This is a genomic window from Streptomyces sp. ALI-76-A, from assembly GCF_030287445.1.
Taxonomy (GTDB): domain Bacteria; phylum Actinomycetota; class Actinomycetes; order Streptomycetales; family Streptomycetaceae; genus Streptomyces.
Genome location: NZ_JASVWB010000002.1, coordinates 3,790,253 through 3,803,533 on the forward strand (window position 1 = coordinate 3,790,253; position 13,281 = coordinate 3,803,533).

6 protein-coding genes and 3 rRNA genes are annotated in these 13,281 nt (G+C 64.9%); 1 reads left to right on the forward strand and 8 read right to left on the reverse strand.

Annotated features, from left to right (window positions below; all coding sequences use genetic code 11):
- Positions 1-75 precede the first annotated feature (75 nt).
- The 4 genes from rrf to QQS16_RS17815 form a co-directional block, all read right to left on the reverse strand.
- A 5S ribosomal RNA gene (rrf, locus tag QQS16_RS17800) occupies positions 76-192 on the reverse strand.
- Positions 193-286: 94 nt separating this feature from the next.
- Positions 287-3,410, reverse strand: a 23S ribosomal RNA gene (locus QQS16_RS17805).
- Positions 3,411-3,723: 313 nt separating this feature from the next.
- Positions 3,724-5,251: ribosomal RNA gene (locus QQS16_RS17810) — 16S ribosomal RNA — on the reverse strand.
- Together the 16S, 23S and 5S rRNA genes form the textbook arrangement of a ribosomal RNA operon.
- A gap of 566 nt (positions 5,252-5,817) precedes the next feature.
- Positions 5,818-6,825: a stage II sporulation protein M gene (locus QQS16_RS17815; RefSeq protein WP_286062786.1), complete on the reverse strand. Its 1,008-nt coding sequence runs from the start codon at positions 6,823-6,825 to the stop codon at positions 5,818-5,820.
- A 131-nt stretch (positions 6,826-6,956) separates the two neighbouring features.
- Between QQS16_RS17815 and QQS16_RS17820 the strand changes: the two genes are divergently transcribed.
- Complete coding sequence (locus QQS16_RS17820) at positions 6,957-7,985, forward strand: RDD family protein (RefSeq protein ID WP_286062788.1); 1,029 nt, start codon at positions 6,957-6,959, stop codon at positions 7,983-7,985.
- Between the two features lie 41 nt (positions 7,986-8,026).
- On the opposite strand, the gene QQS16_RS17825 is transcribed toward QQS16_RS17820, so the two are convergent.
- The 4 genes from QQS16_RS17825 to manA form a co-directional block, all read right to left on the reverse strand.
- Positions 8,027-8,641: a hypothetical protein gene (locus tag QQS16_RS17825; RefSeq protein WP_286062789.1), complete on the reverse strand. Its 615-nt coding sequence runs from the start codon at positions 8,639-8,641 to the stop codon at positions 8,027-8,029.
- 217 nt (positions 8,642-8,858) lie between these two features.
- Positions 8,859-10,316: an adenosylhomocysteinase gene (gene ahcY / locus QQS16_RS17830; RefSeq protein ID WP_286062790.1), complete on the reverse strand. Its 1,458-nt coding sequence runs from the start codon at positions 10,314-10,316 to the stop codon at positions 8,859-8,861.
- Positions 10,317-10,989: 673 nt separating this feature from the next.
- The gene (locus QQS16_RS17835) at positions 10,990-11,970 is read right to left on the reverse strand and encodes a cation diffusion facilitator family transporter (RefSeq protein WP_286062791.1); all 981 of its coding nucleotides are present in this window, start codon (positions 11,968-11,970) and stop codon (positions 10,990-10,992) included.
- Positions 11,971-12,100: 130 nt separating this feature from the next.
- Positions 12,101-13,252 carry a mannose-6-phosphate isomerase, class I gene (gene manA, locus QQS16_RS17840; RefSeq protein ID WP_286062792.1) on the reverse strand — a complete coding sequence of 384 codons (1,152 nt, stop codon included), beginning with the start codon at positions 13,250-13,252 and terminating at the stop codon, positions 12,101-12,103.
- Positions 13,253-13,281 lie beyond the last annotated feature (29 nt).

The following is a 13,281-nucleotide window of genomic DNA, read 5'->3' on the forward strand; positions in this document are numbered from 1 at the left end:
GCGCCTCGTCCGCCCTACTGCCCGTGAACGCAGAAAACCCCCGTGCCGAAAGGCACGGGGGTTTTCCCAAAAATTGTTCGGCGGCGTCCTACTCTCCCACAGGGTCCCCCCTGCAGTACCATCGGCGCTGTAAGGCTTAGCTTCCGGGTTCGGAATGTAACCGGGCGTTTCCCTCACGCTATAACCACCGAAACACTATGAAACTGTGAACCTGCCACACCATTGTCGTGGCCCGACAACGGGGCTGTTCGTGGTTTCAGAACCAACACAGTGGACGCGAGCAACTGAGGACAAGCCCTCGGCCTATTAGTACCGGTCACCTCCACCCATTACTGGGCTTCCAGATCCGGCCTATCAACCCAGTCGTCTACTGGGAGCCTTAACCCCTCAAAGGGGGTGGGAATACTCATCTCGAAGCAGGCTTCCCGCTTAGATGCTTTCAGCGGTTATCCCTCCCGAACGTAGCCAACCAGCCATGCCCTTGGCAGGACAACTGGCACACCAGAGGTTCGTCCGTCCCGGTCCTCTCGTACTAGGGACAGCCCTTCTCAATATTCCTACGCGCACAGCGGATAGGGACCGAACTGTCTCACGACGTTCTAAACCCAGCTCGCGTACCGCTTTAATGGGCGAACAGCCCAACCCTTGGGACCGACTCCAGCCCCAGGATGCGACGAGCCGACATCGAGGTGCCAAACCATCCCGTCGATATGGACTCTTGGGGAAGATCAGCCTGTTATCCCCGGGGTACCTTTTATCCGTTGAGCGACGGCGCTTCCACAAGCCACCGCCGGATCACTAGTCCCGACTTTCGTCCCTGCTCGACCCGTCGGTCTCACAGTCAAGCTCCCTTGTGCACTTACACTCAACACCTGATTACCAACCAGGCTGAGGGAACCTTTGGGCGCCTCCGTTACTCTTTAGGAGGCAACCGCCCCAGTTAAACTACCCATCAGACACTGTCCCTGATCCGGATCACGGACCCAGGTTAGACATCCAGCACGACCAGACTGGTATTTCAACGACGACTCCACCTGAACTGGCGTCCAAGCTTCACAGTCTCCCAGCTATCCTACACAAGCCGAACCGAACACCAATATCAAACTGTAGTAAAGGTCCCGGGGTCTTTCCGTCCTGCTGCGCGAAACGAGCATCTTTACTCGTAGTGCAATTTCACCGGGCCTATGGTTGAGACAGTCGAGAAGTCGTTACGCCATTCGTGCAGGTCGGAACTTACCCGACAAGGAATTTCGCTACCTTAGGATGGTTATAGTTACCACCGCCGTTTACTGGCGCTTAAGTTCTCAGCTTCGCCACCCCGAAGAGTGACTAACCGGTCCCCTTAACGTTCCAGCACCGGGCAGGCGTCAGTCCGTATACATCGCCTTACGGCTTCGCACGGACCTGTGTTTTTAGTAAACAGTCGCTTCTCGCTGGTCTCTGCGGCCACACCCAGCTCACCGAGTAAATCGGATCACCGAACATGGCCCCCCTTCTCCCGAAGTTACGGGGGCATTTTGCCGAGTTCCTTAACCATAGTTCACCCGAACGCCTCGGTATTCTCTACCTGACCACCTGAGTCGGTTTAGGGTACGGGCCGCCATGAAACTCGCTAGAGGCTTTTCTCGACAGCATAGGATCATCCACTTCACCACAATCGGCTCGGCATCAGGTCTCACCCTCGTGCCATCCGGATTTACCTGGATGACGGGCTACACCCTTACCCCGGGACAACCACCGCCCGGGATGGACTACCTTCCTGCGTCACCCCATCACTCACCTACTACCAGCTCGGGCCACCGGCTCCACCACTTTCCATTCCCCGAAGGGTCCGGAACGGCTTCACGGGCTTAGCATCACTGGATTCAATGTTTGACGCTTCACAGCGGGTACCGGAATATCAACCGGTTATCCATCGACTACGCCTGTCGGCCTCGCCTTAGGTCCCGACTTACCCTGGGCAGATCAGCTTGACCCAGGAACCCTTAGTCAATCGGCGCACACGTTTCCCACGTGTGTATCGCTACTCATGCCTGCATTCTCACTCGTGAACCGTCCACAACTCGCTTCCGCGGCTGCTTCACCCGGCACACGACGCTCCCCTACCCATCACAACGCCCGTTGGGGCTATATGCTGCAATGACACGACTTCGGCGGTACGCTTGAGCCCCGCTACATTGTCGGCGCGGAATCACTAGACCAGTGAGCTATTACGCACTCTTTCAAGGGTGGCTGCTTCTAAGCCAACCTCCTGGTTGTCTGTGCGACTCCACATCCTTTCCCACTTAGCGTACGCTTAGGGGCCTTAGTCGATGCTCTGGGCTGTTTCCCTCTCGACCATGGAGCTTATCCCCCACAGTCTCACTGCCGCGCTCTCACTTACCGGCATTCGGAGTTTGGCTAAGGTCAGTAACCCGGTAGGGCCCATCGCCTATCCAGTGCTCTACCTCCGGCAAGAAACACACGACGCTGCACCTAAATGCATTTCGGGGAGAACCAGCTATCACGGAGTTTGATTGGCCTTTCACCCCTAACCACAGGTCATCCCCCAGGTTTTCAACCCTGGTGGGTTCGGTCCTCCACGACCTCTTACAGCCGCTTCAACCTGCCCATGGCTAGATCACTCCGCTTCGGGTCTTGAGCGCGCTACTGAACCGCCCTATTCGGACTCGCTTTCGCTACGGCTTCCCCACACGGGTTAACCTCGCAACACACCGCAAACTCGCAGGCTCATTCTTCAAAAGGCACGCAGTCACGAGACGTCAAGCAAGCTTGACGTCCGACGCTCCCACGGCTTGTAGGCACACGGTTTCAGGTACTATTTCACTCCCCTCCCGGGGTACTTTTCACCATTCCCTCACGGTACTATCCGCTATCGGTCACCAGGGAATATTTAGGCTTAGCGGGTGGTCCCGCCAGATTCACACGGGATTTCTCGGGCCCCGTGCTACTTGGGTGTCTCTCAAACGAGCCGTACAGATTTCGACTACGGGGGTCTTACCCTCTACGCCGGACCTTTCGCATGTCCTTCGCCTATCCATACGGTTTCTGACTCGTCCCACGGCCGGCAGACCGTGAAAGAGAGATCCCACAACCCCGCATACGCAACCCCTGCCGGGTCTCACACGTATACGGTTTAGCCTCATCCGGTTTCGCTCGCCACTACTCCCGGAATCACGGTTGTTTTCTCTTCCTGCGGGTACTGAGATGTTTCACTTCCCCGCGTTCCCTCCACTTGCCCTATGTGTTCAGGCAAGGGTGACAGCCCATGACGACTGCCGGGTTTCCCCATTCGGACACCCCCGGATCAAAGCCTGGTTGACGGCTCCCCGGGGCCTATCGTGGCCTCCCACGTCCTTCATCGGTTCCTGGTACCAAGGCATCCACCGTGCGCCCTTAAAAACTTGGCCACAGATGCTCGCGTCCACTGTGCAGTTCTCAAACAACGACCAGCCACCCATCACCCCGCATCCTCACGGATCCGAGTTCACTGGGGCCGGCACTGAAGGCGACCTCACGGCCGTACCCTCAGACACCCAACAGCGCGCCCGGCCGGCACCCGCCCGAAGATCTGTTTTCCACACTCCGAAGAGCAGTACTCACAGCCTCCGACCCGGAAACCGGCCGAATAGTCAACGTTCCACCCTTGAGCAACCAGCATCAGACAGTCGCTGATGTACTGGCCTCTGAACCGGGCAAGCCCGGTTAAGAAGTGCTCCTTAGAAAGGAGGTGATCCAGCCGCACCTTCCGGTACGGCTACCTTGTTACGACTTCGTCCCAATCGCCAGTCCCACCTTCGACAGCTCCCTCCCCACAAGGGGGTTGGGCCACCGGCTTCGGGTGTTACCGACTTTCGTGACGTGACGGGCGGTGTGTACAAGGCCCGGGAACGTATTCACCGCAGCAATGCTGATCTGCGATTACTAGCAACTCCGACTTCATGGGGTCGAGTTGCAGACCCCAATCCGAACTGAGACCGGCTTTTTGAGATTCGCTCCACCTCACGGTATCGCAGCTCATTGTACCGGCCATTGTAGCACGTGTGCAGCCCAAGACATAAGGGGCATGATGACTTGACGTCGTCCCCACCTTCCTCCGAGTTGACCCCGGCGGTCTCCTGTGAGTCCCCATCACCCCGAAGGACATGCTGGCAACACAGAACAAGGGTTGCGCTCGTTGCGGGACTTAACCCAACATCTCACGACACGAGCTGACGACAGCCATGCACCACCTGTACACCGACCACAAGGGGGGCACCATCTCTGATGCTTTCCGGTGTATGTCAAGCCTTGGTAAGGTTCTTCGCGTTGCGTCGAATTAAGCCACATGCTCCGCTGCTTGTGCGGGCCCCCGTCAATTCCTTTGAGTTTTAGCCTTGCGGCCGTACTCCCCAGGCGGGGAACTTAATGCGTTAGCTGCGGCACCGACGACGTGGAATGTCGCCAACACCTAGTTCCCACCGTTTACGGCGTGGACTACCAGGGTATCTAATCCTGTTCGCTCCCCACGCTTTCGCTCCTCAGCGTCAGTAATGGCCCAGAGATCCGCCTTCGCCACCGGTGTTCCTCCTGATATCTGCGCATTTCACCGCTACACCAGGAATTCCGATCTCCCCTACCACACTCTAGCCTGCCCGTATCGAATGCAGACCCGGGGTTAAGCCCCGGGCTTTCACACCCGACGTGACAAGCCGCCTACGAGCTCTTTACGCCCAATAATTCCGGACAACGCTTGCGCCCTACGTATTACCGCGGCTGCTGGCACGTAGTTAGCCGGCGCTTCTTCTGCAGGTACCGTCACTTTCGCTTCTTCCCTGCTGAAAGAGGTTTACAACCCGAAGGCCGTCATCCCTCACGCGGCGTCGCTGCATCAGGCTTTCGCCCATTGTGCAATATTCCCCACTGCTGCCTCCCGTAGGAGTCTGGGCCGTGTCTCAGTCCCAGTGTGGCCGGTCGCCCTCTCAGGCCGGCTACCCGTCGTCGCCTTGGTGAGCCATTACCTCACCAACAAGCTGATAGGCCGCGGGCTCATCCTTCACCGCCGGAGCTTTTAACCACCATTCAGGAGAATGGAAGTGTTATCCGGTATTAGACCCCGTTTCCAGGGCTTGTCCCAGAGTGAAGGGCAGATTGCCCACGTGTTACTCACCCGTTCGCCACTAATCCCCACCGAAGTGGTTCATCGTTCGACTTGCATGTGTTAAGCACGCCGCCAGCGTTCGTCCTGAGCCAGGATCAAACTCTCCGTGAATGTTCTCCCGTAATCGGGATGACACCACGAGAGCGGAACAGCCAGGCGGAATAAGCCCGGCCGTTCACAGCGTCCTCGCTGTGTTTTCTTCAAAGGAACCACGCCCCGACCGAAACCGGCCGGAGACGGGGTATCAACATATCTGGCGTTGACTTTTGGCACGCTGTTGAGTTCTCAAGGAACGGACGCTTCCTTTGTACTCACCCTCTCGGGCTTTCCTCCGGGCTTCCCTTCGGTCTTGCGTTCCCGACTCTATCAGATCCTTTTCCGATCCGATTTCCTCGGCGCTTTCCAGGTTCCCGCTTCCGCGTTTCCCTTTCCGGCGGTCCCAACATTATCAGAAGTTTTTGGCCGGGCTGACCGGCCATCCGTTTCCGATTCTTCGGGAAGAGGCTTCTTTGAAATCAAGTTCCTAGAAGCGACAGACACTCACTGTTGTCGAGCCGGATCCAGCCGAGCTCCAGACAACTGTTTGAATCTACCTCCCCACGCGCTCCGTGTCAACGGCTCTTGTGGGGCGAAGGAGACAGTAGCAGCTCAGTCGGGGCGTTGGCACATCGGCGGAGTCAGGCGGCCGTGGGGACGGTCGCGCTGCGTTCGGCTGCCTCGACGTCACCGGTGTCGCCGGCGCGGGCGGCACGGCCGCCCAGGACATAGACGTAGGCGAGGAAGGCCAGTTCGGCGGCGATGCCGATGGCGATGCGGGCCCAGGTGGGCAGGCCGGACGGGGTGACGAAGCCTTCGATGGCGCCGGAGACGAACAGGACCAGCGCGAGACCTATCGCCATGCCGACGGCGGCTCGGCCTTCCTCCGCCAGGGCCGAGCGTCGGGAGCGCGGACCCGGGTCGACCAGGGTCCAGCCCAGCCGCAGGCCAGTGCCGGCGGCCACGAAGACCGCGGTCAGCTCGAGCAGTCCGTGCGGGAGGATCAGGCCGAGGAAGGTGTCGAGGCGGCCGGCTGACGACATCAGTCCGAAGCCGACGCCGAGGTTGAGCATGTTCTGGAAGAGGATCCAGAGCACTGGCAGACCGAGGAAGACGCCCAGGACGAGGCACATGGCGGCCGCCTGGGCGTTGTTCGTCCAGACCTGGGCGGCGAAGGAGGCCGCGGGATGGCTGGAGTAGTACGTCTCGTACTCGCCGCCGGGGCGGGTGAGCTCGCGCAGTTCGCTGGGGGCCGCGATGGTGGCCTGGACCTCGGGGTGGGTGCCGATCCACCAGCCCAGGAGGGCGGCGACAGCCGTGGACAGAAGCGCTGTCGGCACCCACCAGTGGCGGGACCTGTAGATCGCGGCGGGGAAACTGTGCGCGAGGAAGTGTGTGACGTCGCGCCAGGAGGCACGCCGGGTACCGGTCACGGCACTGCGCGCGCGTGCTACCAGCTGACTGAGCCGACCGGTCAGTTGCGGGTCGGGGGCGCTGGACTGGATCAGGGACAGGTGGGTGGCGGCGCGCTGATAGAGGGTGACGAGTTCGTCGGCCTCGGCTCCGGTGAGGCGGCGCTGTCGGCGGAGCAGGGCGTCGAGGCGGTCCCACTCGGCTCGGTGAGCGGTGACGAAGACGTCGAGGTCCATCGGTTTGCCTGCTCCTCGGGCTGGTCGTCGGCGGTTCGTCGCGGAGGTCAGCTTGTCGTACTGGGGCGCGATGCGCCCTCAGCTTGGCAGACTGGCCGTTCACAGGGCAGGTCAGGGAAAGGGCGGCGGACGTGAGTGAGCTGGTGACGGGCGAGGCGGTGGCGCTCGAGTTGCGCCCTGCGAGGCTGCCCAGCAGGGCGTTGGCCGTGTTGCTCGACCTGGCCGTCTCCATCACCGCCTACATCGTCGTGACCATCGTGCTGGTCGTCTCCACCGCTTCTCTGGACGAGGCGGCGCAGATCGCTCTGTCGATCGCGACGTTCCTCCTGGTGCTGGTGGGCGGGCCGATAGCGGTCGAGACGCTCAGCCATGGACGCTCGCTCGGGAAGATGGCGTGCGGGCTGCGCGTGGTGCGGGACGACGGCGGGCCGATCCGGTTCCGGCACGCGCTGGTCCGGGGGGCGATCGGGACGGTCGAGATCCTGATGACGTTCGGGGTCGTCGCCTGCGTCGCTTCCCTCGTGTCCGCTCGTGGGCGGCGGCTGGGTGACGTGTTCGCGGGCACTCTGGTCGTGCGGGAACGGGTGCCGGCGTCGCAGGTGGGCTTCGTGCCCCCGCCACCGCCGTGGCTGTCCGGGCGATTCTCGGCGCTTGATCTGTCGGCGGTGCCCGACGGTCTGTGGCTCGCGATCCGCCAGTACCTGACGCGGATGCAGCAGTTGGATCCGCAGGTCGGATGGGCGATGGTGGAGCGGCTGGCCACCGACCTCGCGGCCCGTACGGGGGCTCCGGCCCCACAGGGCGTGCCGCCGGCGGCGTATCTGGCGGCGGTGGTGCAGGAACGACAGGCCCGGGAGGTCCGGCGGGCCTTCGGCGGCAGTGCGGCTGCGGCGCCGGCGCAGGGGACGGGCCACGATGCCGACATGGGTCCCGGCCCAGGTACGGGCAGCGGCATCGGCGCCGGTCCGGGCTCAGGTGCACCGGTGGCCGGTGGCAGGCCGTCGGCCGGTGTGTACGTGCCTCCGTCGGGTCCGTCAGTGGCCCCTGCTGATCAGCCCGCCGTGGGGATCGCCGAGCAGTCCCAGGCCGGCGTCCCGGGCGAGACGACGGAGCGTTCCGACGACCGTCCTGCCAGGACCGGGTTCGCGCCGCCCGCGTGAGGTCCGCCCCGCGTAGGTCTGCCCCGGTCCTCTCGCCTCCCTCACGCGAAGGTCGACGGCGGCGAGTCGAGGTCCTCCAGCTCGATGCCGGGTGCCGCGAGCACCACGTCACCGGCGATGTGCACGGCGTGCTGTTCGCCCGTGTCCAGGTCTGTGACCTGGTATTCCTCCACGGTCAGGGGGCCGTTGTCAGTGGCGTGTGCTTCGATCTTCAGCAAGGCCCAGGACTGGTCCACGGTGCGCGGGGCGAGGACGGGGTCGGTGAAGGCGACGAGGCGTACGCGGGTGGCCGAGCTGGAAGGGGTGAGGCGCAGCAGACGGGTGGTGGCGACGAGGAATGCCGGGGATGTGCCGGTGAAGGCGTGGGCGCGGACGTTGCCTTCCGTGGCATGCGTGCCGGTGGGGTCCGTGCGGACCCAGGTGACGCCGTCGAGGGCCGCTCCGCGGACCTGCCAGCTCGCGGCGTGCAGTTCGAGACGGATGGGGCGGCCGAGTTCGTCGAGGGTGAGGTCGACGGAGCCGCTGTGGTCGCCGGAGGGAGCGGTCAGTTGGGAGACGTAGCGCCAGCCGGAGGGGCCGGGGGCGCAGTGGAAGTGCTCTTCTGCGAGGGGGGTGTGATCGTGCGGATCGTGGAGCGAATATCGGCCGCGGGGCATCGGGGTCCTGGGTCTTGACGGGCTGGTCCGGCCCTGAGTGGCCAAAGGGGCAGGCCCCCGACACGGGGGTGCGGGGGCCTGCCTCGGAGGACCTGCTGGTGGTGAGCGCGTCAGCGCACCGGCACGCTCACCATGCACTGCGGTCCGTCCGCAGCGGCTGAGCCGCTCAGCGGGGGTGAGGACCCTCGCTGAGCTGCCCGGCTGCGGAGCGGTCCGGTCAGTAGCGGTAGTGGTCCGGCTTGAACGGGCCGTCGACCTCAACGCCGATGTACGCGGCCTGCTCGGGGCGGAGCTTGGTGAGCTTCACGCCGAGCGCGTCCAGGTGGAGGGCGGCGACCTTCTCGTCGAGGTGCTTGGGCAGCACGTAGACATTGGTCGGGTACTCGTCGGGCTTGGTGAACAGCTCGATCTGGGCCAGGGTCTGGTCCGCGAAGGAGTTGGACATCACGAACGACGGGTGACCGGTGGCGTTGCCCAGGTTCAGCAGGCGGCCCTCGGACAGGACGATGAGCACCTTGCCGTCGGGGAACTTCCAGGTGTGGACCTGCGGCTTGACCTCGTCCTTGACGATGCCCGGGATCTTCGCCAGGCCGGCCATGTCGATCTCGTTGTCGAAGTGGCCGATGTTGCCGATGATCGCCTGGTGCTTCATCTTGGCCATGTCCGAGGCCATGATGATGTCCTTGTTGCCGGTCGTGGTGATGAAGATGTCGGCCTTGTCGACGACCTCGTCGAGCGTGGTGACCTGGTAGCCGTCCATCGCGGCCTGGAGCGCGCAGATCGGGTCGATCTCGGTGACGATCACCCGGGCGCCCTGGCCCCGCAGGGACTCCGCGCAGCCCTTGCCCACGTCGCCGTAGCCGAAGACGACCGCGGTCTTGCCGCCGATGAGGACGTCGGTGGCGCGGTTGATGCCGTCGATCAGGGAGTGGCGGCAGCCGTACTTGTTGTCGAACTTCGACTTGGTGACGGCGTCGTTGACGTTGATCGCCGGGAACAGGAGGGTGCCCTCGCGCTGCATCTCGTACAGGCGGTGCACGCCGGTCGTGGTCTCCTCGGTCACGCCGCGGATCTCCGAGGCGGCCTGGGTCCACTTCTGCGGGGTCTCGGCCACAGTGCGGGTCAGCAGCTGGAGGAACACGCGGTGCTCGTCGGACTCTGCGGTCTCGACGTCCGGGACCTTGCCGTCCTTCTCGTACTCGACGCCCTTGTGGACGAGCATGGTGGCGTCACCACCGTCGTCGAGGATCATGTTCGGGCCGCCGGTGGGGGTGTTCGGCCAGGTCAGCGCCTGCTCCGTGCACCACCAGTACTCCTCCAGCGTCTCGCCCTTCCAGGCGAAGACCGGGACACCCTGCGGGTTGTCCGGCGTGCCGTTCGGGCCCACGGCGATGGCGGCGGCCGCGTGGTCCTGGGTGGAGAAGATGTTGCAGGAGGCCCAGCGGACCTCGGCGCCCAGGGCGACCAGGGTCTCGATGAGGACCGCGGTCTGGACGGTCATGTGCAGGGAACCGGTGACGCGCGCGCCGGCCAGAGGCTTGGCCTCGGCGTATTCCTTGCGGATCGCCATCAGGCCGGGCATCTCGTGCTCGGCGAGGGTGATCTCCTTGCGGCCGAACTCGGCCAGGGAGAGGTCGGCGACCTTGAAGTCCTGTCGGTGGTCGACAGTCGTCATGCGAGCTGCTCCTCGGGTTGGGTCGAGGTGGGTACGGCTGGTCTGCGCGGCGGCGGACACAGGGGTGCCCCGAAGAGGACACAGGCATGCCCGCGAGTGCGCAGCGCAGTCCGTCGGAGGCCCTCTCTCCCTCGGTCGGTCCGCTGGGGACCGCCCGACCGCCATCAGCAGCGACGTCTGGCTCCCACCCAAGCTACACCGGTGGACCCGGCGGTCCCCAGTCCGCCTCCGTACACATCGAGCCATCACGGCGAGTGGACCGGGTGCGCGCCGGTCCCTGCCGGGGGCGGTGACGGGCGGGCTGAGGAGCGGGAACAGGTCGGTGGCCGCACGTCCGACCGGCGTCCCGCCCGCGTATCGCCCGCGTGCAGCGTGGTGAAGCACACGGGTCGTCCGGGGCCCGGGCGTCGGCGTGAAGATGTCCGGTAGCGGCTGTGGGTGGCGCCGTGGGAGCGGGTGGTCCTCGGCGCGTGTGGGCGGTGGGGCGTGGCCGTTGGGGCTGCCGCTGGTCGGCAGGCTCGGGGCACCGGGCCCGGCCCGGGCGTCGTCGCCGTGGCCGTACGGCTGCTGCGGCAGGTGGGGGGCAGCCGTTGTGAACGGCTGTCAGGTGCGGCGGTGGACGGACGACGGGGTCCGCCGAGCGACTCGGCGGACCCCGTCTGCGGACGAGCGGTCAGTGACCGGCGGGATGGGGGGTCGGTCCGCCGGGGGTGGCCTCGCTGTCGGCGCCCTTGGCGGCCTCGGTCTCGCTGTAGATGTCGGGTTCGAGATAGATCACGCGGGCGATCGGCACGGCTTCGCGGATGCGGGCCTCGGCGGCGTTGATGGCGGAGGCGACCTCGGCGGCGGTCTCGTCGTGCTCCACGGCGATCTTGGCGGCGACCAGGAGCTCCTCGGGGCCGAGGTGCAGCGTGCGCATGTGGATGATGCCGGTGACGGTGTCGCCGTCGACGATCGCGGCCTCGATCTTCCTGACCTCTTCGACGCCCGCGGACTCACCGAGCAGCAGCGACTTGGTCTCGGCGGCCAGGACGAGCGCGATCAGGATGAGCAGGATGCCGATGCAGAGGGTGCCGATGCCGTCCCAGACGCCGTCGCCGGTGGCCAGGGCCACGCTCACGCCGATGAGGGCCAGGATCAGGCCGACGAGGGCGCCGAGGTCCTCCAGAAGGACGACGGGCAGCTCCGGGGCCTTGGCGTGCCGGACGAAGTCCTTCCAGGACCGACCGGCCCGCAGGGGGTTGGACTCCTTGATCGCCGTGCGGAAGGAGAAGGTCTCGGCGATGATCGCGAACACCAGGACGCCCACCGGCCAGTACCAGTGCTCGATCTCGTGCGGGTGCTTGATCTTCTCGTAGCCCTCGTAGATGGCGAACATGCCGCCGACCGAGAAGAGGACGATGGAGACGAGGAAGGCGTAGATGTAGCGCTCGCGGCCGTAACCGAAGGGGTGTTCCGGGGTGGCCTCGCGCTTGGCCTTCTTCCCGCCGACGAGCAGCAGGGCCTGGTTGCCGGAGTCGGCGAGCGAGTGCACGGACTCGGCCAGCATCGACGAAGAGTTGCTGAAGAGGAACGCCACGAACTTCGCTACTGCGATCGCGAGGTTGGCGGCGAGTGCCGCCACGATCGCCTTGGTACCGCCTGACGCGCTCATCTGTTCGCGTTGTCCCTTCGCCTTCGTGTGTACGCGGTCGCCCAGGATCCGGGCCTTTGCCGGGCCTTTGCCGGTGGGTCATTGTTGCAGTGCCATGCGGCACCGGTGCGTCAGGTATCCACAGGAGCGGTCAGACAATCACGGTGGCTCGGAACACCGTGCCCGCCCCGGACACCTCGGCTTTCTCGTGCGCCGGTACGAACACGGATTGCCCGGGCGTCAGCTCGTACTCTCCCGCCTTCACCGTTCCGGCCGTGCAGAGCAGGATCTGGGGGGTCGCGCGGGTGAGGTCGTGGGCGGCGGCGCCGTCGGGAAGGACGTACCGGGACAGCCGGAACTCGTCGATCGGGGTGGCGTAGAGCTCCTCGCCGTCCGGGAAGGCCTCGGGGCGCAGCACGCCGGGGTCACTCGGCTCGAAGCGGACGACGCGCAGGAGTTCGGGGACGTCGACGTGCTTGGGCGTCAGGCCGCAGCGCAGGACGTTGTCCGAGTTGGCCATGATCTCGACGCCGAGGCCGTTGAGGTAGGCGTGCGGAATGCCGGCGCCGAGGAACAGGGCCTCGCCGGGCTGGAGCCGGACGTGGTTGAGGAGCATGGCCGCGATGACGCCCGGGTCGCCGGGGTAGTGGTGGGCGATGTCCGCGTAGGGGGCGTAGGCGCCGCCGAGGCGGGCGCAGGCGGAGGTGGCCGCGGTGACCGTCCGTGCCATCTCGTCCGGGTCGGCGGTGAGGATCGCCGTGAGGACCTCGCGCAGGGCCGCGTCCTCGGGGCGGGCGTGCAGGAGGTCGACGTACGGCTTGAGGGCGTCGACGCCGAGACCGTCGAGGAGGCCGGCGGCCTCGGCCGGGTCGCGGAAGCCGCACAGGCCGTCGAACTCGGTGAGGGCGCAGATGAGTTCGGGCTTGTGGTTGGCGTCCTTGTAGTTGCGGTAGGGGGCGTCGACGGGGATGTGCCGGCGCTCCTCGTCCGCGTACCCCTCCTTGGCCTGCTCCAGATCGGGGTGCACCTGGAGGGAGAGGGGGGCGCCGGCTGCGAGGATCTTGAGCAGGAAGGGCAGGCGCGGGCCGAACCTGGCGACGGCCGGCGCGCCCAACTCCCGTTCCGGGTCGGCCTCGATGACCTCGACGAGCGTGCCGCGTCCGGTGCGGGAGGGTGCGCCCGGGTGGGCGCCCATCCACATCTCCGCCTGCGGTTCACCGGTCGGCTCGACGCCGAGCAGCTGCGGGATCGCGGTGGTCGAACCCCAGGCGTAGGGGCGGACGGTGTTGTCGAGGCGGTCCATGGTGTGTCTTCTTCTCCGTACGTACGCTG